Origin of the sequence: Nocardioides sp. GY 10113, from assembly GCF_004919105.1 — a bacterium.
GTDB lineage: Bacteria > Actinomycetota > Actinomycetes > Propionibacteriales > Nocardioidaceae > Nocardioides.
In genome coordinates, this window is record NZ_STGK01000015.1 from 83,419 (window position 1) to 106,167 (window position 22,749).

Consider the following 22,749-nt stretch of genomic DNA (forward strand, 5'->3'; position numbering starts at 1 on the left):
CCCACCTCGGTCTTATCGCTTGCATACGGCGGTGCACGACGCAGGTCGTGCACCGCCAGCAACACTAAGACGGTCCGGCTGAGAATAGATGCCGGGGCGATAACAGTTTGATCTCGACGGCCAGCAAGGCCTACCGCGATCGGCGGCTCAGTCGGTGGATTCCTTCGCCGGCACCGCGTCCACACCGGCTTCCTTCCGCTGCTCGGGGGTGATCGGCGCCGGCGCCGCGGTGAGCGGGTCGTACCCCCCACCGGACTTCGGGAAGGCGATGACGTCGCGGATCGACTCGCTCCTGGACAGCAGCGCCACGATCCGGTCCCAGCCGAAGGCGATGCCGCCGTGGGGCGGTGCGCCGTACTTGAACGCCTCGAGCAGGAAGCCGAACTTCTCCTCCGCGTCGGCCGCGCTGATCCCCATCACCTCGAACACCCGCTTCTGGATGTCCTCGCGATGGATTCGGACCGACCCGCCGCCGATCTCGTTGCCGTTGCAGACGATGTCGTAGGCCCAGGCCAGGGCGTTCCCGGGGTCCTTGTCGAAGGCCTCCAGGTCCTGGGGCGAGGTGAACGCATGGTGCACCGCGGTCCACGCGCCGCTGCCCACGGCGACGTCGCCGGCCGCGGTGGCCTCGTCCGCGGGCTCGAACAGCGGGGCGTCGACGACCCACAGGAAGCTCCAGGCGTCCTCGTCGATCAGGCCGCAGCGGCGACCGATCTCGAGGCGCGCGGCGCCGAGCAGCGCCCGGCTGGACTTCACCGCGCCGGCGGCGAAGAAGATGCAGTCCCCCGGCTGCGCGCCGACATGCGCGGCCAGGCCCGCCCTCTCCGCGTCGCTCAGGTTCTTGGCGACCGGGCCGGTCAGCTCGCCGTCCTCCTGGATCAGCACGTAGGCGAGCCCGCGCGCACCGCGCTGCTTGGCCCACTCCTGCCAGGCGTCCAGCTGCTTGCGCGGCTGGCTGGCGCCGCCCGGCATCACCACGGCGCCGACGTACGGCGCCTGGAAGACCCGGAACGTGGTGTCGGCGAAGTACTCCGTGCACTCCACCAGCTCCTGGCCCATCCGCAGGTCCGGCTTGTCCGAGCCGTAGCGGGCCATCGCCTCGGCGTACGTCATCCGCGGCAGCGGCAGCGGCAGGTCGTGGCCGATCAGCTTCCACAGGGCGGCGACGATCTGCTCGGCGAGCGCGATCACGTCGTCCTGCTCCACGAAGCTCATCTCGATGTCGAGCTGGGTGAACTCCGGCTGCCGGTCGGCGCGGAAGTCCTCGTCCCGGTAGCAGCGCGCGATCTGGTAGTACCGCTCCATCCCGGCGACCATCAGCAGCTGCTTGAACAGCTGCGGGCTCTGCGGCAGCGCGTACCAGCTGCCCGGGGCCAGGCGCGCGGGCACCAGGAAGTCGCGAGCGCCCTCGGGCGTGCTGCGGGTCAGGGTCGGGGTCTCGATCTCGACGAACCCGTGCCCGTCGAGGACCTCGCGCGCGGCGCGGTTGACCTTGCTGCGCAGCCGGATCGTCTCGCCCGGGCCGGTGCGGCGCAGGTCCAGGTAGCGGTGGCGCAGCCGCGCCTCCTCCCCCACCTCGACGTGGTCGCTGATCGGGAACGGCAGCGGCGCGGCGGCGCTGAGCACCTCGACCTCGGCGGCGACGACCTCGATCTCACCCGTCGCCATGTTCGGGTTCTCGTTGCCCGCCTTGCGGGCGATCACCTCGCCGGTGACCTTGAGGCAGTACTCGGCGCGCAGGTGGTGGGCGACCTCCTCGTCGCGGATCACCACCTGGACCAGTCCGCTGGACTCGCGCAGGTCGATGAAGGCGACACCGCCGTGATCGCGGCGGTTGGCCACCCAGCCGGCCAGCGTCACGGTCTGACCGACGTGCTCGGGGCGCAGGCTGCCGGCGTCATGGGTGCGGATCACTTCGGGGTCTCCTTGGGGGATGTGGTGGTGCGGGTGATGCGGGGACGCAGGTCCTCACTCGGAGGCTCCCACGTCTGCGGGTCAGCGGCGAACTGCTCGCCGCTGCGGATGTCCTTGACCTGGTCGGCGCTGCCCGGTTCGTCGGGGTTCCGGGGGAACCAGACGAAGGGGATGCCACGCCGCTCGGCGTGGCGGATCTGCTTGCCGAACTTCTGCGCGGAGGGGGCGACCTCGCAGGGGATGCCGCGGCCGCGCAGCGCGGTGGCGACCGCTTCGCTGGCCGGCCGCGACTCCTCGTCGGTCAACGCGACCAGCACCGCGCTGGGGACCGACCGGTCCGCACGGATCCCGGTCTTCGCGATCAGGGGCACGACCACCCGGCTGACGCCGAGCGAGATGCCCACGCCCGGGTAGGTGGTGCGACCGTCGCTGGCCAGCGCGTCGTAGCGGCCACCGGAGCAGATCGAGCCCATCGACTCGTACCCCTCCAGCCGGGTCTCGAAGACGGTGCCGGTGTAGTAGTCCAGGCCGCGGGCGATCGACAGGTCGGCGGTGACGGTCACCCGGTCGCCGGCCAGGTCGGCGACCCCCCGGACCAGGCGGGCGAGCTCGTCGAGGCCCTCCGCGAGCAGCGGGTGCTCCACCCCCAGCGCCTGGACCTTGCCGACGAACGAGTCGTCGTCGGTGGCGATCGTGGCCAGCGCCAGGACCCGGTCGGCGGTGGCCGCGTCGATGCCGCCCTCGGTGGTGAGCAGCTCGTGGACCTTCTCGGTCGGCAGCTTGTCGAGCTTGTCGACCAGCCGCATCACCTCGTCGGTGTCCGACACGCCGAGGCCGAGGTAGAAGCCCTGGATCAGCTTGCGGTTGTTCACCTGCAGCCGGAACCGCGGCAGGAAGTCGAGGCGGGTGAGCGCGTCGACCATCACCCGGGTGACCTCGACGTCGTGGTGGAAGCCGAGCGAGTCGCGCCCGATCACGTCGACGTCGGCCTGCAGGAACTCGCGGTAGCGGCCCTCCTGCGGCCGCTCGCCGCGCCACACCTTCTGGATCTGGTAGCGCCGGAACGGGAACTCCAGCTTGCCGGCGTTCTCCAGCACGTAGCGGGCGAACGGCACGGTCAGGTCGAAGTGCAGGCCCATCCCGGCGTGACCCTCGGCGGACTCCTCCTGCAGCCGGCGCAGCACGTAGACCTCCTTGGAGGTGTCGCCCTTGCGCAGCAGCTGGTCCAGCGGCTCGACGGCGCGGGTCTCGATGCCCGCGAACCCGTGCAGCTCGAACGTCGTACGGAGGATGTCGATCACCTGCTGCTCCACCACGCGCTGGGCGGGCAGCAGCTCGGGGAACCCGCTCAGCGGGGTCGGCTTGGCGCTCATCGGGATTTCTCTGGGTCCTTTACAGGCCTCGGGTGACGCGAGCCGCGTCGCCCGTGTCGAGCAGGTCGAGGAGGTACGGGTTGGTGGCGCGCTCGCGCCCGATCGTGGTCTGCTCGCCGTGGCCGGGCAGGACGGCGATGTCGTCGTCCAGCGGCAGCACCTTCGCGGCGAGCGAGCGCAGCATCGTCGGATGGTCGCCGCCCGGGAGGTCGGTGCGGCCGATCGAGCCGGCGAACAGGAGGTCGCCGGAGAACATCACCTGCGAGATGCCCTGGTCGCCGTACGGGGTCCGGAAGGTGACCGACCCGCCGGTGTGCCCCGGCGTGTGGTCGACGGTCAGCTCGAGTCCGGCCAGCTCCAGCGTGCGGCCGTCGGTGAGCTCCTGCACGTCGTCGGGCTCGGCCCAGGTGTAGTCGCCGCCGAGCAGCATCTGGGAGGTCTCGCGGCTCATCCCGGCCATCGGGTCCGTGAGCAGGTGCCGGTCCGCCGGATGCACCCACGCGGTCGCGTCGTAGGTGCCCGCCACGGGGGCGACCGACCACATGTGGTCGATGTGGCCGTGGGTGAGCAGCACCGCGACGGGCTTGAGCCGGTGCTCGCGAACGACCTCGGCAACGCCCGCTGCGGCGTCCTTCCCCGGATCGATCACCACGCACTCGGCGCCCGGTCCGGTGGCCGCGACATAGCAGTTCGTACCCCACGGTCCTGCGGGGAAGCCGGCGATCAGCACCGACCCAGCCTATCGGCCGGGCCGATCGGCACTAGCATGGCCCACTGTGACTTACTCGGAGTGGGGACGTGTCGAGACTGACGGCACCGTCTACGTGAAGACGACCGATGGCGAGCGAGCGGTCGGCCAGGTCCCGGACGCGACCCCGGAAGAGGCCCTTGCCTTCTTCACGCGGCGCTTCGAGAGCCTGGCCGTCGAGGTCGATCTCCTGCACCGCCGCGTGAACTCCGGCGTGCTCTCACCCGAGGAGGCGGCCACCGCGGTCAAGACCGTGCGCGCCCAGGTGACCGACGCCAACGCCGTCGGCGACCTGGCCGGACTGAGCGCCAAGCTGGACGAGCTCGGCCCGGTCATCGCCACCCAGCGCGACGCGCGACGCGCCGAGAAGGCGCGCCGGTCCTCGGAGGCCAAGGAGGCCAAGGAGGCGCTGGCCAGCGAGGCCGAGCGGATCGCCGGCGGCCGCGACTGGAAGCACGGCGCCAACCGGCTGCGCGAGCTCCTCGAGCAGTGGAAGCAGCTCCCCCGCCTGGACCGGAGCACCGACGACGAGCTCTGGAAGCGCTTCTCCTCGGCCCGCTCCGCCTACACCAAGGCGCGCAAGGCCCACTTCGCCGAGCAGGACGAGCGACGCGAGGGCGCGCGTGTCGTCAAGGAGCGTCTGGTCGCCGAGGCGGAGTCGATCGCCGGTTCCACGGAGTGGGGCCCCACCGCCGGCCGGTACCGCGACCTGATGCGCCAGTGGAAGGCCGCCGGCCCCGCACCCAAGGCGATCGACGACCAGCTGTGGGCCCGCTTCCGCGCCGCGCAGGACCAGTTCTTTGGCGCCCGCGACGAGGCCAACGCCGCGCTGGACGCCGAGTTCGCCGAGAACGCCGTGGTGAAGGAGCAGATCCTGGTCGAGGCCGAGGCGCTGCTGCCGGTCACCGACCTCGACGCGGCCAAGGCGGCCTTCCGCGATCTCGCGGATCGCTGGGACGAGGCCGGCAAGGTCCCCCGCGACCGGATCAAGGAGCTCGAGGGCCGGATGCGCACCGTCGAGCAGGCGATCCGCAAGGTCGAGGACGAGCAGTGGCGGCGTACCGACCCGGAGAAGTCGGCCCGCGCCGACGACATGGTCGCCAAGCTCGAGGCCGCGATCGCCGAGGCCGAGGTCCAGCTCGAGAAGGCCCGGGCGTCCGGCAACGAGAAGAAGATCCGCGAGCTCGAGGACAACCTCGAGGGTCGGCGGTCGTTCCTGGAGATGGCGAAGCGCGCCAGCGCCGACTTCAGCTGAGGTCGCCGCGCGCCCGCTCGCTGAGTGCACCAACGTCGGGGCCCACGTCCGGGTCCGACGGTCGAGATCAGACATCAGGAGAAACCGTGCCCGTACGCCGCCGACTCGCCAGGCTGTCACTGCTGACGGCGATGATCATCCCCGTCGCGATCCTCACCGCACCCCTGAGCCCGGCACAGGCGGTCGCCGGCACAGCCGCGGAGTGCCATTGGATCAACCAGGGCGGGATGTCGGCGAAGAAGATCTGCACCGACTACAACAGCTCGTTCCCGGGCTCGCGGGTGCATGGCGACATCAGCGGCTGGATGCCCAACATCAGCGCCCCCCAGTACACGATCAACCTGGAGCTGTGGGACACGAAGAAGGACGGTCACTGCACCTGGATCCAGGTGCGCAAGATCAAGAGCTCCTTCAACCTCAACTACATGGAACCGGGCAGCAAGGTGTGCGGCCTGGGCGAGTCGAAGCTGATCAACGTTGAGCACATCGGCACCGCCGCCGGCACGCTGAAGATCCTCCACTGCCGCGACACCGACGCGGGCGGCAAGACCTGCACCGTCTTCGCGCGCCAGGTGATCAAGCAAGGGCTCTAGGCCGGGAGGGCACCACGCCCGCTCCGACGCACCGAGATCGAGCTCAGCGAGCCGCCGGGTGCCGCAGGACGCTCACTCGGTCACGTGTCACGCGGTCACGCGATAGACGTCGAACACCCCCGGCACCGCTCGCACCGCGTTCAGCACGGTGTCGAGGTGCTTGGCATCGGCCATCTCGAACGTGAACCGCAGCTTGGCGACACGGTCGCGCGAGGTGTTGAGCGTGGCCGAGAGCAGGTTGAGGTGCGAGTCGGAGAGCACCATCGAGATGTCGGTGAGGAGCCTCGACCGGTCCAGGGCCTCGACCTGGATGTTGACCAGGAACGTGGACTGGCCGGTCGGGGCCCACTCGACGTCGAGCACCTTCTCCGGCTGCCCCAGCAGGCTGGAGGCGTTGGTGCAGTCCTTGCGGTGCACCGACACTCCCCCGCCCTTGGTCACGAAGCCGAGGATCGGGTCCATCGGCACCGGGGCGCAACAGCGCGCGAGCTTCACCCAGACGTCGGGCGCGCCCTTGACGATGACGCCGGCGTCGCCGCCACCCGCCAGTCGAGTACGCCGTTGGCGGCTCGGGCCGGTGATGGTGACGGCCTCGGCGAGGTCCTCCTGCGCGCCCTCGTCGCCGCCGTGCAGCTCGATCACCCTGCGGACGACGGTCTGGGCGCCGAGGTTGCCCTCGCCGACGGCGGCGTAGAGCGCGGAGACGTCGGTGAGCTTGAACTGCTCGGCGGCCTGGGTCAGCGAGTCGTGGCTGAGCAGGCGCTTGAGGGGCAGCCCCTCCTTGCGCATCACCTTGGCGATCTCGTCCTTGCCGCGCTCGATCGCCTCCTCGCGCCGCTCCTTGGTGAACCACTGGCGGATCTTCGAGCGCGCGCGCTGGGACTTGACGAAGTTCAGCCAGTCGCGTGAGGGGCCCGCGGTCGGCGCCTTGGAGGTGAAGACCTCCACCACGTCACCGTTCTCGAGGGCGGACTCCAGCGGCACCAGCCGGCCGTTGACCCGGGCGCCGATGGTGTGGTGGCCGACCTCGGTGTGCACGGCGTACGCGAAGTCGACCGGCGTCGAGCCCGACGGCAGCGCGATCACGTCGCCGCGCGGGGTGAAGACGTAGGTCTCTGCGCGGTTGATCTCGAACCGCAGCGACTCCAGGAACTCGTCGGGGTCCTCGACCTCGCTCTGCCAGTCCAGCAGCTGCCGGACCCAGGTCATGTCGTCGAGGTCGCCCGGCTTGTCGGTGTCCTGGCCGGCGCGGCCGGCCTCCTTGTACTTCCAGTGGGCGGCCACGCCGTACTCCGCGCGCCGGTGCATCGCGAAGGTCCGGATCTGCATCTCCACCGGCTTGCCCTGCGGCCCGATCACGGTGGTGTGCAGCGACTGGTACATGTTGAACTTCGGCATCGCGACGTAGTCCTTGAACCGGCCCAGCACCGGGTTCCACCGCGAGTGCAGCACGCCGAGGACGCCGTAGCAGTCCCGGTCGGCCTCGACCAGGATGCGGATCCCGACGAGGTCGTAGATGTCCGAGAAGTCCCGGCCGCCGACGATCATCTTCTGGTAGATCGAGTAGTAGTGCTTCGGCCGGCCGGTGACGGTCGCCTTGATCTTCGACTCGCGCAGGTCCTTCTCGACCTGGCTGATCACCTCGGCCAGGAAGTGGTCGCGGGCGGGCGCGCGCTCGGCGACCAGGCGGACGATCTCGTCGTAGATCTTGGGGTGCAGGGTCGCGAACGCGAGGTCCTCGAGCTCCCACTTGACCGTGTTCATGCCGAGCCGGTGGGCCAGCGGGGCGTAGATGTCCAGGGTCTCCCGGGCGGTCCGCTCCTGGCTCTTCTGCGGCACGAACCGCAGCGTGCGCATGTTGTGCAGGCGGTCGGCGAGCTTGATCACCAGCACCCGGATGTCGCGGGACATCGCGACGATCATCTTGCGGATCGTCTCGGCCTTCGCGGTGTCGCCGTAGACGACCTTGTCCAGCTTCGTGACGCCGTCGACCAGGAGCGCGACCTCGTCGCCGAAGTCGCGGCGGCACTCCTCCAGCGTGTACGGCGTGTCCTCGACCGTGTCGTGGAGGAGCGCGGCGACGAGCGTGGGCTCGGTCATCCCGATCCCGGCCAGGATCGTGGTCACCGCGAGCGGGTGCGTGATGTAGGGGTCGCCGCTCTTGCGCTTCTGGTCGCTGTGCAGTCGCTCGGCGGTGACGTAGGCCCGCTCGAGGAGCGCGAGGTCGGCCTTGGGGTGGTTGGCCCGGACCGCACGGAACAGCGGCTCGAGGACCGGGTTCGTCCCCGACCGCGACCCCATCCGCGCGAGCCGCGCCCGCACGGCGGAGGGGCGTGGCGCGGTGCGTTCCTCGGTCATTGCGCCAGTCTAGGACCACACCCAGCGCGCGCCGCCGGGAGCCGTGCGCTCGGGACTACGTCCCCGGGACCGCGCCGCGTCAGATCGCGTGCAGCGCGGAGACGGGCATGGCGCCGAGCGCCGAGCGGCCGTCCAGGAAGCCCAGCTCCATCAGCACCGCCAACGCGGCGGGCTCCGCACCGCACCGGCGCACCAGCTCCGCGGCGGCAGCGGCCGTCCCCCCGGTGGCCAGCACGTCGTCGACCACCAGCACCCGCTCGCCCGGTGCGAACGCGTCGGCGTGCACCTCCAGCGTCGCCTCGCCGTACTCCAGGGCGTAGGCGATCGCGTGGGTCTCCCCCGGCAGCTTGCCGGGCTTGCGGACCGGCACGAACCCGACGCCGAGCGCCATCGCGACCGGTGCGGCGAGGATGAAGCCGCGGGCCTCCAGGCCCGCGACCTTGTCCACGACCGGCGCACCGTCGGCGCCCCGGCCCACCTCGGCGAGCGCGTCGATGACGACCCGGAACGCGGCGGTGTCGGCCAGCAGCGGGGTGATGTCCTTGAACATCACCCCCGGCTCCGGGAAGTCCGGCACGTCGCGCACCAGGCGCGCCATCAGCTCCGCGACCGAGTCCGTCATCGGACGCCTACTTCTTGCCGCGCTTGGAGCGGGGCTGGCGGACCGGCTGACGCCGCCCCGAGGCACCGCTCTCGTCCACCGGACGGGCCTGGGTCGGGAGCACCCGGCCCTTGCCACTGGCCGGCTCGTCCGTACGACGCGAGGCCGGGACGGTCTGCTCGGCGTCGTCGTCGAAGGTGGGGCCCTCGTCCACGTCCCCCTGCGGCTCGCGCACCGGCATGTCCTCGGCGAAGGACGGCACGCTCGCGTACCGGTCGGCCATCGCGCGCTTCTTGGCGCGGGCCCGGCGGGCCTGCTCCTGGACCTCGGTCTCGCGGGACTTCAGGTGCACCAGCACCCGCGGCGCGAGCATCACCGAGGAGTAGACGCCGGCGGCCATGCCGACGAACTGCGCGAGCGCCAGGTCCTGCAGCGAGCTGGCGCCGAGCTGGGCCGTGCTCACCCAGAGGATCGCGCCGATCGGGATCAGCGCCACGATCGAGGTGTTGATCGACCGCACCAGCGTCTGGTTCACGGCCAGGTTGGCCGCGTCGGCGTAGGACTGCGTGCTCTTGCGCAGCGTGGTGGTGTTCTCCTTGACCTTGTCGAAGACCACGACGGTGTCGTAGAGCGAGAAGCCGAGGATCGCCAGCAGGCCGGTGACCGCCGCCGGCGTCACCTGGAAGCCCGAGAGCGCGTAGACGCCGACGGTCAGCGCGATGTCGTGGAACAGCGCGACCAGCGCCGCCACCGACATCTTCCACTCCCGGAAGTAGATCCAGATGAAGAAGACGACCAGCGTCAGGAAGACGGCCACACCGATCAGCGCGCGCTGGGCGACCTCCTGGCCCCAGCTGGGGCCGACCTCGGTCCGCGAGTCGACGCTGTACTCCGGGTTCTCGGCCAGCACCGCCGCGTCGACAGCCGCGCGCTCGGAGACGCCCAGCGTCTCCATCTGGACGGTCAGCGCGTCGTTGCCGGCGGTGGTCACGACCGGGTCGGTCGCGCCCTCGATGCCTTCGGCCGCGATCGCCTCGCGCAGCGCGTCGGCGTTCGCCTGGGTGGCGTTGCCGTCCCCGACCTCCACCGAGTACGTCGTACCGCCGACGAACTCGACGCCGAAGTTGAGCCCCTTGAAGTAGATGGAGAGCAGCGCGGCACCGACGAGCAGCGCGGTGACGCCGTACCAGAGCGCGCGGTGGCCGATGAAGTCGAACGACTTGCGGCCCTGGTAGAGGTCGTTGCCGAGCCTCGACATCTTGCCCATCAGGCCTTGCCTCCTGCGTACTCGGCCGGCACGTCCAAACCGAGCGTCTCCCTGCTGAGACCCGACAGCTTGTGACCGGAGTTGAAGAACCGGAACTGGGCCAGCCACGACACCATCGGCTTCGTGAACCAGAACAGGACCGCCAGGTCGATGAGCGTCGACAGGCCCAGCGCGAACCCGAAGCCCTTCACCGCGCCGGTGGCGAAGATGTAGAGGACCGCGGCCGAGAGCAGCGAGACGGTGTTGGCCGCCATCCGCGTCACCCGGGCGCGGGCCCAGCCCGTCTCGACGGCGACCCGCATCGACTTGCCCTCCCGCATCTCGTCACGGATCCGCTCGAAGTAGATGACGAACGAGTCCGCGACGATGCCCACGGCGATGATCAGACCCGCGATGCCCGGCAGGGTCAGCGTGAAGCCGGCGGTCTCGCCGAGCAGCAGCACCATCGCGTACGTGATCGCGGCCGCGACGAAGAGCGAGGCGACGACCACGGCACCGAGGCCGCGGTAGTAGATCAGGCAGTAGAGCATCACCAGCGCGAGGCCGAAGGCGCCGGCGGTGAGGCCCGCACGCAGCTGGTTGCCGGCCAGTGACGGCCCGATCTCCTCGACGCTGGGCTGCTTCTCGAAGGCGATCGGCAGCGCGCCGTACTTGAGGCTGGTCGCGAGCGAGGTCGCACTGGCCTCGTTGAAGTCACCCGAGATCTGGGACCGACCGTCGGTGATCACGCCGTCCATCCGCGGGGCGGAGATGACCTGGCCGTCCAGCACGATGGCGAACTGCTCGCCGGTCCCGACGAAGGCACGCGAGACCGTCGCGAAGTCGTCCTTCGCCCCGGTCGAGCCCTTCGGGTTGGCCTTGCTCTTGTCGTTGCCCATCTCCAGGTTGACGACCCAGCTGATCTGGCCCTGCGGGATGCCGGCCGAGGAGTCGTTGAGCTCGGTGCCCTCGATCACCGACCGGGACAGCAGGTACTTCTCCGACTGGCCGTCCTGCGGCTCGTGGCAGGCCACCAGGGGCTTGTCGGGGTCGTCCTTGAGGTCCGCGGGCGCGCCCTGGTCGTCGACGAGGATCCCGTCGGCGGTGCAGGTGAAGGAGTTGTACTTCTCGATCGACGCCGGGTCCGGGTTCCGGCTCCAGGCGATCTCGCCCTCGGCGGTCCCGTCGCCGGCGGTGGTCTTCTCGGCGGGGGCGTCGGTGGCCCCCTCGGCCGGCGCATCGGTCGCGCCGTCGGTTGCCGTGGCCGTCGCCTCGTCGGTCGCCTCGTCGGTCGCCTCGTCGGTCGCCTCGGCCTGGGCGGCCTTCTCGGCCTTCTTCGCCTTCTTGTCGTTCCCGTCCGGCGCCAGGCTCAGCGGCGCCCGGCCGAGGCCGGGGCCGGCGGAGGTGGCGCACGGGCCCGGGTCGGACTCCGCGCAGGCGACCAGGCGGAACCGCAGCTGCGCCTGGCGCTCCACGGTCTCCTGGAGCTGGTTGCGGTTCTCGGTGGAACCGGGGACCTCGACCACGATGTTGTTGCCCTGCGTGGTCACCGATGCCTCGGTGACGCCGGAGCCGTTGACGCGCTCGTCGATGATCCGGCGGGCCTCGTCGAGGTTCTCCTGGCTCGGCGAGCCGGTGGCGATCAGGGTGATCCGGGTGCCGCCCTCGAGGTCGAGGCCCAGCGCCGGCTTCCAGGTGCCCGTCAGCGCGACCAGGCCGTAGCAGATCGCCACGCCCAGGAAGAACACGACGAGCGTCCGGCCGGGCCGGTGACGTCGGGATGCCATCGGGTCAGTTCTCTCCCTGCTCGCGGCCGGTGTCGGAGTCGGGCTCGTAGCCGTCGTACTCGTCGCCGCGCTCGTCCGTCGCCGGCTCGTCGTTGCGCTGCACCTTGGAGCCGATGGCGCCGCGCACGACCCGCACGGTCGTGCCGGGAGAGACCTCGATGAGCAGGTGCTCGTCGGTGATCTCGGCGATGGTGCCGAGGATGCCGGAGGTCAGCATCACCTCGTCGCCGACCTGCAGGGCAGCCTGCAGCTGCTGAACGGCCTTCTGCCGACGCTGCTGCGGACGGATCAGCAGCAGCCAGAAGATCACGGCGATCGCAAGGATCGGGATCAGTTCCACGAAAGACCTCTCACAGCATGTTGGGAGCCCGGCCTCCGGGAGCGGAGGTCAGGCGGTGACCGACGCGCCAGTGTAGACATGCGGCCCCCGGGCATCGGGAACGAGGGGGTGTGTCGGTTCTGTCAACCCTCCGCCCGGCCGCCGGCGCAGTCAACCAGCCCGGTCAACCGGGACGCTCAGGCGTCGAAGAGCGGATCCTCGGCGACCTCGCCGAGCAGGGAGTCGGGCGGCGGGGTGAGCCCGAGGTGCCGCCAGGCGGCGGTCGTGGCGATCCGGCCGCGCGGCGTCCGGGCCAGGAAGCCGTTCCGGACCAGGAAGGGCTCGGCGACCTCCTCGACCGTCTCCCGCTCCTCGCCGACGGCGACGGCCAACGTGGAGATACCGACCGGCCCCCCGCCGAAGCGGCGGCACAGTACGTCGAGCACGCCCCGGTCGAGGCGGTCGAGGCCGAGCGCGTCGACCTCGTAGAGGTCCAGCGCGTTGCGCGCGACGGGCGCGGTGACGATCCCGTCGGCGCGCACCTGAGCGTAGTCCCGCACCCGGCGCAGCAGCCGGTTGGCGATCCGCGGCGTGCCGCGCGAGCGGGAGGCGATCTCCGCGGAGCCCTCGGTGGTCAGGTCGACGCCGAGCAGACCGGCCGACCGGTGCACGATCCGGTCGAGCTCGTGAGGCTCGTAGAACTCCAGGTGCGCGGTGAAGCCGAAGCGGTCCCGCAGCGGGCCGGGGAGCAGACCGGCACGCGTCGTGGCACCGACCAGCGTGAACGGCGGCAGCTCGATCGGGATCGCGGTCGCGCCGGGCCCCTTGCCGATCACCACGTCGACCCGGAAGTCCTCCATCGCGAGGTAGAGCATCTCCTCGGCGGGCCGGGACATCCGGTGGATCTCGTCGACGAAGAGCACCTCCCCCTCGTTGAGGCCCGAGAGGATCGCCGCGAGATCTCCGGCGTGGGTGATGGCCGGACCGCTGGTCAACCGCAGGGCTGTGCCCATCTCGGCGGCGATGATCATCGCCAGCGTGGTCTTGCCGAGACCGGGCGGCCCGGAGAGCAGCACGTGGTCGGGGGCGCGACCGCGCCGCCGCGCGGCCTCGAGCACCAGGCCCAGCTGGTCGCGAACGCGCACCTGGCCGACCACCTCGTCCAGGCTGCGCGGCCGCAGCGCCGCCTCGACGGCCCGCTCGTCGCCGTCGGCCTCGGCCGTCGTGAGGGACCTCAGGTGGGTCTCCTCCGCGGCTTCGAGCTCGTCCTCGTGGAAGGGCATGGGCGTTCCGTCCCTCAGGCCTTGGAGAGCGTGCGGAGCGCGGAGCGAAGAAGGACGCTCACGTCGGCCGACCCGTTCATGGCCTCCGCCTCGGGCGCGATGGCGTCGACCGCCTTCTCCGCGTCCTTGGTGGAGTACCCGAGGCCGACCAGCGCCTGGGTGACCTGGTCGCGCCACGGGGCGGCGCCGGCGGCGCGGGGGGCGAGCGATGCGGAGCCCGTCGGCGCCCCGATCCGGTCCTTGAGTTCGAGGATGATCCGCTGCGCGCCCTTCTGGCCGATGCCGGGGACCTTGGTCAGCGTCTTGACGTCGTCGGCCGCGATCGCGGTGCGGATCCCGTCGGGCGAGAGCACCGCGACGATCGCCTGAGCGAGCTTGGGTCCGACCCCCGATGCGGTCTGCACGAGCTCGAAGACGGCCTTCTCGTCGGCGTCGGCGAAACCGTAGAGCGTCATCGAGTCCTCGCGGACGACCATGCTGGTCGGCAGGGTCGCCTCCTCACCGTTGCGGAGCGTGGCGAGCGTCGCGGGGGTGCACATCAGCTCGTAGCCGACCCCGGCCACGTCGAGGACGACGCTCGAGAGGGTGACGGCGGCGACGCGGCCGCGGACGAAGGCGATCATCGGGGGCTCCCAGCGGTGCGTGAGGTGAGTCGGTTGCGGGTCTTGGGTGCGGCGGCCAGCGCGGCCTCGATCCGGGACTGCGCTCCCCCGCGCCACAGGTGCGTGATGGCGAGCGCGAGCGCATCGGCGGCGTCGGCGGGCTTCGGCGGCGCGTCGAGGCGGAGGATCCGGGTCACCATCGCGCCGACTTGGGCCTTGTCGGCCCGGCCGTTGCCGGAGACGGCGGCCTTCACCTCGCTCGGGGTGTGCAGCGCGACCGGCAGCCCGCGGCGCGCGGCGCAGACCATCGCGATCCCGGCGGCCTGGGCGGTGCCCATGATCGTGGAGACGTCGGAGCGGGCGAAGATCCGCTCGATCGCCACCGCGTCGGGACGGTGCTCGTCGAGGCGGGCGTCGATGCCCGCCTCGATCGTGACCAGCCGCTCCGGCACCGACAGGTGCGACGAGGTGCGGACCACGCCGACGTCGAGCATCCGCAACGGCCGGCCCAGCGAGCCCTCGACCACACCGATGCCGCAGCGGGTCAGCCCGGGGTCGATCCCGAGTACGCGCATGCCTCGCCTCCTAGGTCGCCGGATCGAACAGGTGTTCGCAGGCTACCCGGCGGCTCCGACGCTTCGGGGCCTGACACGCCCGGCGGTGCTGGTTTCGAGGCTCGCTTCGCTCGCACCTCAACCACCGGCGTCCGCTGGTTGAGGTGCGAGGAGCGCTAGCGACGAGCCTCGAAACCAAGGACCCCGCCGTCGCGCCTCAGGCGTCGATCGCCTCGAGCACCTCGTCGGAGATGTCGGCGTTCGAGAAGACGTTCTGCACGTCGTCGAGGTCGTCGACGGCGTCGACCAGCTTGAACACCTTCGCGGCGGCGTCGGCCTCGGCGACCGGGATGTCCATGGTCGCGACGAACTGGACCTCGGCCGAGTCGTACTCGATGCCGGCGTCCTGGAGCGCGGTGCGGACCGCGACCACGTCGGTGGCCTCGGACTGGACCTCGAACGCCTCGCCGAGGTCGTTGACCTCCTCGGCGCCGGCGTCCAGCGTCGCCTCGAGCACGTCGTCCTCGGTGACGTCCTTGCCGTCGTGCGACTTGGGCACCACCACCACGCCCTTGCGCGTGAAGAGGCGGGAGACGGAGCCGGGGTCGGCCATCGTGCCGCCGTTGCGGGTGACCGCGGTGCGGACCTCCATCGCGGCCCGGTTGCGGTTGTCGGTGAGGCACTCGACGAGCAGCGCGACGCCCTGGGGGCCGTAGACCTCGTACATGATCGTCTCGTAGTCGACGCCGCCGCCCTCGAGGCCGCCACCGCGCTTGACCGCGGAGTCGATGTTCTTGTTGGGCACCGACTGCTTCTTGGCCTTCTGGATGGCGTCGTACAGCGTCGGGTTGCCGGCCGGGTCGGGACCACCCATCTTGGCGGCGATCTCGATGTTCTTGATCAGCTTCGCGAAGAGCTTGCCCCGCTTGGCGTCGATCGCAGCCTTCTTGTGCTTGGTGGTCGCCCACTTGGAGTGGCCAGACATACGTCCCTACTTCCCGCTCGACAACAGCGCTGTGACAGCGCCGTCGATTCTATCGCTGCGTCGATCCGGCTCAGCGAGGCGCCATGTCCAGCAGCAGGCGGTGGACCCGGTCCTCCCCGTTGACCTCCGGGTGGAAGGAGGTCGCGAGGATGTTTCCCTGCCGTACGGCGACCGGGTGGTCGTGCGCGGTGGCCAGCACCTCGACGCCCGGCCCGACCTCCTCCACCCACGGCGCCCGGATGAACACCGCGTGCACCGGGTCGTCGAGCCCGGCGAAGTCGAGGTCGGTCTCGAACGAGTCGACCTGCCGGCCGAAGGCGTTGCGCCGCACCGTCGCGTCCAGCCCGCCGATGGTCTCCTGCCCCTCCGCGCCGTCGAGGACCCGGTCGGCGAGCAGGATCATCCCGGCGCAGGTGCCCAACACCGGCATGCCGCCCCGGACCCTCTCACGGAGCGGCTCGAGGAGCTCGAACGTGCGGGCCAGCTTCGCCATCGTGGTCGACTCGCCGCCGGGCAGCACCAGCGCGTCGCAGTCGTCGAGCTCGCTCGGTCGGCGGATGCCGAGCGCGCGCACGCCGAGGGACTCGAGGGTGTGCAGGTGCTCGCGGACGTCGCCCTGGAGCGCGAAGACGCCGATCGTGGTCACGGGCGGAGGTTAGTCGGTCTGGTGGTTCGCCTCCCATGCGGTCCACACGTTCCAGTACGGATCGTTGGGATCCCAGTCGGACGAGTCGTAGCCGGAGCCGTAGCTGAACGGATAGTTGCAGGTGTGCGTGTTTCCCGCCCAGGTCGGAGGCTTCCGGACGTTGCCCGAGTGCGCCGGCCACGCCTGCCGCTGGCCGTTGCGCCGCGTGGTCACGCCGGCGCCGCCGGTCGTGGCGTAGAGCGATCGGACCGACCACCCGAATCCGCGGTAGCCGAAGGCGTACGAACCCCACGCGGCAGGGTCCGACTCGGCCCAGGCCATGCTCTGCGAGGTGGCGGTCGGACTGTTGACGTCGTACCAGGTGCTGACGCCGCCGTCCGCCTGCTCCCAGGCGTAGATCCGGTAGCCGACGATGCCCGTGGTGTCGCCGCTGACGCTCCAGCTGATCGTGGCAACGCCTCCCGACACCGAGCATCCGGTGATCCGGGGGGTCACGGGGCCGGGGGCCAACGTCGCCTTCGCGGCGTCGGTGACGCTTCCCTGGTTCCAGGCCGCCGAGCTCCCCGGCAGCGCGGCGGACAGGGCCAGCACGAGCAGCATCGCGATCGACGGCACCCACCGTCGGGACCGACTCCTCCGTTGCGCCGTGTCCATCGCGACCGTCACGACAGGGAGAACTGGAGGGACTGGGCCGCATAGCCGCCCGCCATGGACGGCGCGGCGTTGGCGGACCGGAGGACGGTGATCCGGCAGGTCCACGTGGAGCCCGGGGCGATCGCCCCGCTGCCGGCGGTCCCCCAGGTCCTGGTCCCGACCACAGCGGTCGGGACCGCGGTCGGCACCTCCAGCGCGGTGACCGTGGCACCGGTGGTCCAGGTCGAGCCGGTACGGCAGGACATCGCCACCCGGAGCTCCGGCTCACCCGCGAGCTGGTAGTAGGGCGACCCGGTGCTGGGCGCACCGCAGAGGTTCGCCCGCACCGGGAGGTCGTTGCGGACCACGTTGGCACCGCCGTTGGTCGCGGTCTGCGTGATCGTCGAGCCCGCGGCGGGCGACTGGCCGCAGGAGCCGATCTGCACGCTGAACTGGCTGGCGCTCGCACTCCCTGCGTTGCGGAAGGTGACCTCGGTGACGCTGGCGTTCCCCGTGCCGGGCTGCAGCGGCGACGCGTCGTTCGCCCGGTAGAGGTTGATCGCACAGGTCACGTTGTTGTTGTCGGCACTGTCCGACGAGTGGCAGGCCAGCCCCTTGCCCTGGGCGGTGACGCTCAGCACCACCCCCTGGGCCGTCTTGAGCGCGGCGGAGCTGGTGATCGATCCGCGGACCCAGTCGGCGAGGGTCCCGCTCACGGCGCCGTAGGAGAGCAGCAGGCAGGCGAGTCCGGGCAGCACCCAGCGCAGCGCGGGCCCGCGCACACTCGCCATGTCCCCCCCGTCCGCTCGCGGCCGACCGGCGCGACACAGGCCCCGGATGCGCCGCGCGTCTCTCGTGGTCATCGACCACCGTGGCCGGATTCTGAGCGCTCGGAATCCGACCGGCAACGCGACACGCCGGCGACGACACGACGCCGGAGGACGAGGATCAATCGAGGTCGAGCGGGACCCGCCACATGCCGTAGTCGTTCGGGTCCCACGCGTAGAACGCCGGCGCGACGGTCGTTTCCGAGCACTCCGGGTAGCCGTAGACAGGCAAGGGATACATCGTTCGGGAGGGGCTCGGCCATCGCTGACGCCAGCCGTTGCGCCGGGTCGTCGCCAGCGTCATGTCGTCGGGGTTGCCGTAGAGGCTGCGCACCGAGACCCCGGCGCCCTTGAACGACGGCCCGTTGCTCACGCCGTCCGACCCCGTGTGCTCGCTGGTGGTCCCGTAGAAGGAGCCGGACGGCGCGGTGCTGGACGTGAAGATGATCGACCGGTTGCCGACCCCCTTGAAGTTGAGGACCGACGGCGTCGAGTACGGGGTCTTCCAGATGTACATCCGGTACCCCACGACGTCGGTCGAGGGGACCGGGGCCGGCCAGCTGATCTCCACCCTCGCGAAGTACGTGTCGTCGTCGCAGTTGACGTACGCCGGAGGCACCGGCCCCGGGCCCTTGGTCGACACCACGCTGGTGGCCGTCACCCCGTCGGCCGCGGCGTTCGTGACCGTCGCCGTCGACCACCCCGCGGACGTCGATGGCACCAGGATCGCCGCCAGCAGCGCCGACGCGCAGCCCACGACCGCCACTGCGACCAGGCGTCGTCGCCGCGACCCCTTCTCCCGTGTCACGACAGCGTCCAGGTGAAGAGCTGGCTGATGCTGGCGCCCGCGACGCGCGGGTCCGCGTACTGCGCCAGGGCGAGGGTGAACTCGCAGACCCAGGACGCTCCCGCCTTCAGCCCCCCGGACGCGGGCGTGGGCTCGTTCCAGGACTTGGGCCCCGCCGCGACCAGCGCAGCCGCCGTCGACGCCGGGTACTGGATCCGGGTCAGCGCGCCGCTCGAGGGTCCGCAGGCCACCGCGATCGTCAGGCCGGCGACGGTCGGAATCGTGGTCGTCTCGGTGTAGCTGCAGAGATTGGGGGTGCTCACCGTGCTGGTGCACGCACCAGGGGTGATCGTGAACTTCGACCCGTCCACCTTGCCGTGGTTCGTGAAGCTGACCGTGACCGTGCTGGCGGTGGCGCCCGGCACCAGCTCGAAGTTGCCGAAGAGGTTGTTCGAGCAGCTCGCGCTCTTGTTGTCGGAGGTGTCCGAGGACCAGCAGACCCCCGCGCCCACCACCTGCATCAGGATCGGCGCCGGCGTGGTGCGCAGGGTGTTGCCGTTGTTGCTGATGCCGGCAAGCGGCCACCCCGCCAGCGTTCCGCCGACCAGCGCGTGCAGCACGAGCGGCAGGGCGATGACTCCGGCGCCCAGCAGCAGCGCGACCCGGCGCGTCACGCGCCACCGTCCGCTTGCTCGCCACCGGAGGAGGCGGGTACGCCGGTCAGGCGCCAGGTGTCCGTCCTGACCTGGGCGCCGGCGTCCGCGGCGCGCCGGACGGCGGGATCCGCTGCGTCCGCCGGTCGCGGCGCCGGCTGCGGACGCGGCTCGTCGGCGGGAACGAGCGCGTCGAGCACCGGGGCCCCGGCGACCGTCCCGGTCTCCGCAGGGACTGCCGCCAGGTCGGGCTCCGCCGCGGCCGGGCGGTCGCAGCGGGCGCGCCGTCGGGATCGGACCGCGCTGACGCTGGCCGGCGCGAAGCACCCCACGACGATGGCCAGCCACCACCACCACGCGAACACCGGTGCGATCGCGACCTCGAGCCGGTGCACCCTTGCCGCGGAGTCGCTGGGGCTCACCGCACGGACCGTGCCGACCTCGCCGGCGCCGATCCGGACCGTGTCGCCGCCGTCGGCGGCCAGCTCGACCGGGAGGAGGCCGGTGCCGACGAAGGTGCCCGTGGCCGAGCCGTCCGCGTTCGGCGTGAACGCGAGCTGCTGGGCTCCCACCAGGGGGTCGTACCAGCTGACCGCCAGCGCGACGAGCGCGGCGCCCAGCAGCAGGGTCATCGGTGCACGCGCGCTCGGTCGCAGCAGCCGCCGCACGCCGCCGATCACGAGCGCGCCGACGAGCAGCATGGGAGCCATCAGCGCCAGCCAGCCAGCCCCCTTCCAGACCATCACCGCTCGGCCCACGATGTCCTTGCTCTCCAGTCGCCACGGATCCGACGGGCTGAGCACGCCCTTGGTGCTGATGGTTCCGTCGGGGTAGCGACGCTCGACGTTGTGGCTGAAGGTCGTCTCGCTGCCGGGGGGCCGGAACGTGATCAGGTCCCCCTTCCGCAGCGTGGCGAAGTCCGCGGGGCGTAGCCAGATCAGCGAGCCGACCGGCGCGACCTGTCCCATCGACGGCGTCTCGACCCGCACCCACCGGCCGCCGTCGGCGTACCAGGTGGCGCAGGACAGGATCACCAGCACGAACGCCGACCAGCCGGCGACGATCGCCAGGCGACGGCCCCGCCGGCCCCGGGGGCGGCGCGACACGCGGCGGCCCCGGCGACGACCCGCCGAGTGCCCGGCCGCCTGCCCCGAATCCGTCGTGAGCACGCTCACCAGGCCTCCGCTCAGCTCAGCTGCCAGGTGATCGACTGGGTGACGGTGACGCCCTGTGCCGACGGCAGGGCTCCGGTCGGCACCGTCACCGAGACCCGGCAGCTCCACACCGCGCTGGCGGCGTACGTGCCGGCTCGACTCTGGGTCGAGGTGAGGGACGACGCGCTGCCGACCGCGGCGAGCACCCAGGACCCGCTGTCCTGATAGGTGCTGCCGTCGTAGCACTTCACGCCCACGGTGAGGTTCGTCGTGCTGCCGCAGAGGTCCGCGACGGCCGGGCCGGAGGTCGACGACGTGGTCACCGTGGGGCTCTGGCTGCAGGCGCCGGCCGTGATGCTGAAGCTGGTCCCGGTCCGGGCACCCACGTTGGTGAACGTCATGTCGAAGGTCCGCGCCACGCCGTCGTTGGCCAGCACCGGCGATATCGAGCCGTAGATGTCACCGACCGTGCAGGTGGCCTGGTTCAGCGCGTTGTCGGAGGAGTAGCAGACCGTCCCCGGCGTCCCCGTCTTGATCTGCTTCAGGACCACCGCGGAGTCGGTCTTCAGCTGGTTCCCGCTGTTGGCGATGGACGCCAGCGTCCACCCCGAGAGCGTCCCGCCGACCCCCAGTACCAGGAGGAGCGAAGCGCCGGCCGCGGCGAGCCACGCCAGCCTCCCGACCCGGCCCCGGGTCGGCGCCGGGCGCTCGGCCCGACGCCTGCCGGGTGCCCGGCCGGGGGTCGCCCCGGCGCGGTGCTGCGGTGACGAACGCATGACCGGCTACGCCTTCAGGGTGAAGGTGACCGTCTGCGTGCCCACCTGGCCACCGAGGTCGGCCGGGGCCGTCGCGGCCAGGGTCACGGTGACGTCACAGGTCACGGTCTCGTCGAGGCCGAGGGCGAAGGTCTGATCGGTGGCTTCGTCGGCGAAGGCCTTCAGCGTCGCCCAGGACCCGGTGTAGACCGAGCTCGTCCCGCTGTCCTCGCAGGTGACGTCGACCGAGAGCCCGGCGTTGTCGCAGATGTCGCTGACGGCCGCGCTCGCTCCGCCGGACTGGGCGCAGGCGTCGGCGTCGATGTAGAGCGTTCCGGCGGTCGAGCCGACGTTGGTCAGCTCGATCCGCTCCGTGTGCGAGTCACCGACCGCGGGGTCGCCGGGGTCGAGCTCGTAGCTCGCCGCTCCGCTGTAGAGGTCGACCGCACAGCTCGCCTCGTTGGTACTGCTCGAGGCGCTCGTGCACGTAGTGCCGGAGCTGGCGTGGTACTCCTGGAGCGCGTACGAGTCCGTGACCCGCGCCTCGCTCTGGTCGTTGTTGATGATCGCGGTGCTCCACGTCGCGAGCGTGCCGTTCACGCCCAGCACGAGAAGTCCCGCACCGGCGGCACCTGCGCCCCACAGCCAGCCGCCCTTGCGGCGCTCTCGCCGCGGTGCTTCGGCGGCGCTCGTGGCCACGCCGCCCGTCGTCATGCTGTCTTCAGATCCCATGTCTCCCCCTCAGGATGGATCTCGGTGCGTCTCCCCGATGGGACGGCGGGCCGTCCGGGACGCGGTGGATGTCGTCGCCCGGCGCCCCTCCCCGGGCGCGCGATGGGCGCTACGTGCGTCAGGCGCTCAGCGTCCAGGTCAGTCCCTGGGTCGCCGTCAGGCCCGCCAGTGCGGCGGGGGCGTTCCCCGGCAGCGCGACCGAGACGTCGCACTGGACGTCCTTGCCGCTCGCCTTCGTGAGGCTCGACTCGACCTCCACGCTGGTGCCGTTGAGCGAGGTGAGCGTCGCCGGCCCGAGACTGACGCCGCCGTCGCCGTCACAGCTGATCGTGACCTCCGTGACGTCGCACAGGTCGTGCGTGCTCGGGCTGGTGTCGACGCAGGTCGCCATGTCGAGCGTCAGCGTTCCGTCGGCGGTGCCGTCGTTGACGAAGTGGATCTCCTCGGCGTGCGAATCGCCCGCGAGCAGCGTCGCTGCGTCGCCGCCGTAGGGCTGCAGCGTGCAGGCGAGGACCGAGTTGTCGGCGGAGCCCAGCGTGTCGCAGGACGACAGGTCGGAGGACCTGGTCTGCTTCAGGGCCACCGCGCCCCCGGTCGTGACGCTGTTCGTGTCGTTGCCGATGACCGCCTCGGTCCAGCTCGACAGCGTCCCACTGACGCCGAGCGCCAGCACCACTGCCGCGCCAGCGGCGGCGAACCAGATCAGGCCGCCCCTCCGGCGTCCGTCACCGTCGTTCTGGTACGAGGTCGCCTTGCGCTTCCCCGTGCTCCCCCCAGAGCCCATTTCTCCCCCTCAACATGGGTTCGTCTGCAGTGCCTTTCGTCAAGGAGACGCGCCACTTGAGGGGGAGAAAGGTAAAGAAAGTGAAAGGCGTCACCAACCGCGTTCGGCGAGGCGGTGCGGCTGCGGGATCTCCTCCACGTTGATCCCGACCATCGCCTCG

At 71.2% G+C, this 22,749-nt stretch carries 23 protein-coding genes and 1 pseudogene; 2 read left to right on the plus strand and 22 right to left on the minus strand.

Annotated features, from left to right (window positions below; all coding sequences use genetic code 11):
- Positions 1-147: 147 nt before the first annotated feature.
- Genes aspS through E8D34_RS16865 form a run of 3 tightly spaced genes read right to left on the minus strand, consistent with a single transcriptional unit; the run spans position 148 to position 4,017 of the window.
- Positions 148-1,914 (minus strand): aspartate--tRNA ligase, encoded by a 1,767-nt coding sequence (gene aspS / locus E8D34_RS16855; protein WP_136595816.1) that lies wholly within the window; start codon positions 1,912-1,914, stop codon positions 148-150.
- The gene (gene hisS / locus E8D34_RS16860) at positions 1,911-3,287 is read right to left on the minus strand and encodes a histidine--tRNA ligase (RefSeq protein ID WP_136595817.1); all 1,377 of its coding nucleotides are present in this window, start codon (positions 3,285-3,287) and stop codon (positions 1,911-1,913) included. Before hisS ends, aspS begins: the two co-directional genes overlap by 4 nt.
- Positions 3,288-3,306: 19 nt before the next feature.
- The gene (locus E8D34_RS16865) at positions 3,307-4,017 is read right to left on the minus strand and encodes an MBL fold metallo-hydrolase (RefSeq protein ID WP_136595818.1); all 711 of its coding nucleotides are present in this window, start codon (positions 4,015-4,017) and stop codon (positions 3,307-3,309) included.
- A 46-nt stretch (positions 4,018-4,063) separates the two neighbouring features.
- Between E8D34_RS16865 and E8D34_RS16870 the strand changes: the two genes are divergently transcribed.
- Both E8D34_RS16870 and E8D34_RS16875 read left to right on the plus strand, forming a co-directional pair.
- Positions 4,064-5,290, plus strand: coding sequence for a DUF349 domain-containing protein (locus E8D34_RS16870; RefSeq protein ID WP_136595819.1), 1,227 nt, complete (start codon positions 4,064-4,066; stop codon positions 5,288-5,290).
- Positions 5,291-5,376: 86 nt separating this feature from the next.
- Complete coding sequence (locus E8D34_RS16875) at positions 5,377-5,883, plus strand: hypothetical protein (RefSeq protein ID WP_136595820.1); 507 nt, start codon at positions 5,377-5,379, stop codon at positions 5,881-5,883.
- An 87-nt stretch (positions 5,884-5,970) separates the two neighbouring features.
- Here the strand turns inward: E8D34_RS16875 and E8D34_RS16880 are convergent, their stop codons facing one another.
- From E8D34_RS16880 to E8D34_RS21605, 19 genes and pseudogenes are all read right to left on the minus strand, one after another.
- Positions 5,971-8,241, minus strand: coding sequence for a bifunctional (p)ppGpp synthetase/guanosine-3',5'-bis(diphosphate) 3'-pyrophosphohydrolase (locus E8D34_RS16880; protein WP_136595821.1), 2,271 nt, complete (start codon positions 8,239-8,241; stop codon positions 5,971-5,973).
- A gap of 79 nt (positions 8,242-8,320) precedes the next feature.
- Complete coding sequence (locus E8D34_RS16885; protein ID WP_136595822.1) at positions 8,321-8,863, minus strand: adenine phosphoribosyltransferase; 543 nt, start codon at positions 8,861-8,863, stop codon at positions 8,321-8,323.
- Positions 8,864-8,870: 7 nt separating this feature from the next.
- Positions 8,871-10,109 carry a protein translocase subunit SecF gene (secF, locus tag E8D34_RS16890; protein WP_136595823.1) on the minus strand — a complete coding sequence of 413 codons (1,239 nt, stop codon included), beginning with the start codon at positions 10,107-10,109 and terminating at the stop codon, positions 8,871-8,873.
- Positions 10,109-11,875 (minus strand): protein translocase subunit SecD, encoded by a 1,767-nt coding sequence (gene secD / locus E8D34_RS16895; protein ID WP_136595824.1) that lies wholly within the window; start codon positions 11,873-11,875, stop codon positions 10,109-10,111. The genes secF and secD overlap by 1 nt, the downstream gene beginning before the upstream one ends.
- Positions 11,876-11,879: 4 nt before the next feature.
- Positions 11,880-12,215, minus strand: a complete 336-nt coding sequence (yajC, locus tag E8D34_RS16900) for a preprotein translocase subunit YajC (RefSeq protein ID WP_136595825.1) — start codon at positions 12,213-12,215, stop codon at positions 11,880-11,882.
- Between the two features lie 176 nt (positions 12,216-12,391).
- Positions 12,392-13,477: a Holliday junction branch migration DNA helicase RuvB gene (gene ruvB, locus E8D34_RS16905; RefSeq protein WP_136595826.1), complete on the minus strand. Its 1,086-nt coding sequence runs from the start codon at positions 13,475-13,477 to the stop codon at positions 12,392-12,394.
- Positions 13,478-13,491: 14 nt separating this feature from the next.
- Positions 13,492-14,100: a Holliday junction branch migration protein RuvA gene (gene ruvA, locus E8D34_RS16910; RefSeq protein ID WP_136595827.1), complete on the minus strand. Its 609-nt coding sequence runs from the start codon at positions 14,098-14,100 to the stop codon at positions 13,492-13,494.
- Positions 14,097-14,654 carry a crossover junction endodeoxyribonuclease RuvC gene (gene ruvC / locus E8D34_RS16915; RefSeq protein ID WP_136595828.1) on the minus strand — a complete coding sequence of 186 codons (558 nt, stop codon included), beginning with the start codon at positions 14,652-14,654 and terminating at the stop codon, positions 14,097-14,099. The genes ruvA and ruvC overlap by 4 nt, the downstream gene beginning before the upstream one ends.
- Positions 14,655-14,850: 196 nt before the next feature.
- Entirely contained in the window at positions 14,851-15,618 is a 768-nt protein-coding gene (locus E8D34_RS16920; protein ID WP_136595829.1) for a YebC/PmpR family DNA-binding transcriptional regulator, read from the minus strand.
- Positions 15,619-15,688: 70 nt separating this feature from the next.
- The gene (gene pdxT / locus E8D34_RS16925) at positions 15,689-16,264 is read right to left on the minus strand and encodes a pyridoxal 5'-phosphate synthase glutaminase subunit PdxT (protein ID WP_136595830.1); all 576 of its coding nucleotides are present in this window, start codon (positions 16,262-16,264) and stop codon (positions 15,689-15,691) included.
- A 9-nt stretch (positions 16,265-16,273) separates the two neighbouring features.
- Positions 16,274-16,864, minus strand: coding sequence for a hypothetical protein (locus E8D34_RS16930; protein WP_136595831.1), 591 nt, complete (start codon positions 16,862-16,864; stop codon positions 16,274-16,276).
- A gap of 62 nt (positions 16,865-16,926) precedes the next feature.
- Positions 16,927-17,688, minus strand: a complete 762-nt coding sequence (locus E8D34_RS16935; RefSeq protein ID WP_136595832.1) for a hypothetical protein — start codon at positions 17,686-17,688, stop codon at positions 16,927-16,929.
- Between the two features lie 157 nt (positions 17,689-17,845).
- On the minus strand, positions 17,846-18,532 hold the full coding sequence (locus tag E8D34_RS16940; RefSeq protein WP_136595833.1) for a hypothetical protein: 687 nt from the start codon (positions 18,530-18,532) through the stop codon (positions 17,846-17,848).
- Entirely contained in the window at positions 18,529-19,185 is a 657-nt protein-coding gene (locus E8D34_RS16945) for a hypothetical protein (RefSeq protein ID WP_136595834.1), read from the minus strand. Before E8D34_RS16945 ends, E8D34_RS16940 begins: the two co-directional genes overlap by 4 nt.
- Complete coding sequence (locus E8D34_RS16950) at positions 19,182-20,270, minus strand: S24/S26 family peptidase (RefSeq protein ID WP_136595835.1); 1,089 nt, start codon at positions 20,268-20,270, stop codon at positions 19,182-19,184. The genes E8D34_RS16945 and E8D34_RS16950 overlap by 4 nt, the downstream gene beginning before the upstream one ends.
- 80 nt (positions 20,271-20,350) lie before the next feature.
- A complete protein-coding gene (locus tag E8D34_RS16955; RefSeq protein ID WP_136595836.1) occupies positions 20,351-21,094 on the minus strand; it encodes a hypothetical protein in 744 nt (247 codons plus the stop codon).
- Positions 21,095-21,100: 6 nt separating this feature from the next.
- Positions 21,101-21,805, minus strand: coding sequence for a hypothetical protein (locus E8D34_RS16960; RefSeq protein WP_136595837.1), 705 nt, complete (start codon positions 21,803-21,805; stop codon positions 21,101-21,103).
- Between the two features lie 118 nt (positions 21,806-21,923).
- Positions 21,924-22,589, minus strand: coding sequence for a hypothetical protein (locus E8D34_RS16965; RefSeq protein WP_136595838.1), 666 nt, complete (start codon positions 22,587-22,589; stop codon positions 21,924-21,926).
- A gap of 90 nt (positions 22,590-22,679) precedes the next feature.
- Positions 22,680-22,749, minus strand: a pseudogene (locus E8D34_RS21605) (pyridoxal biosynthesis lyase PdxS); the annotation flags it as partial.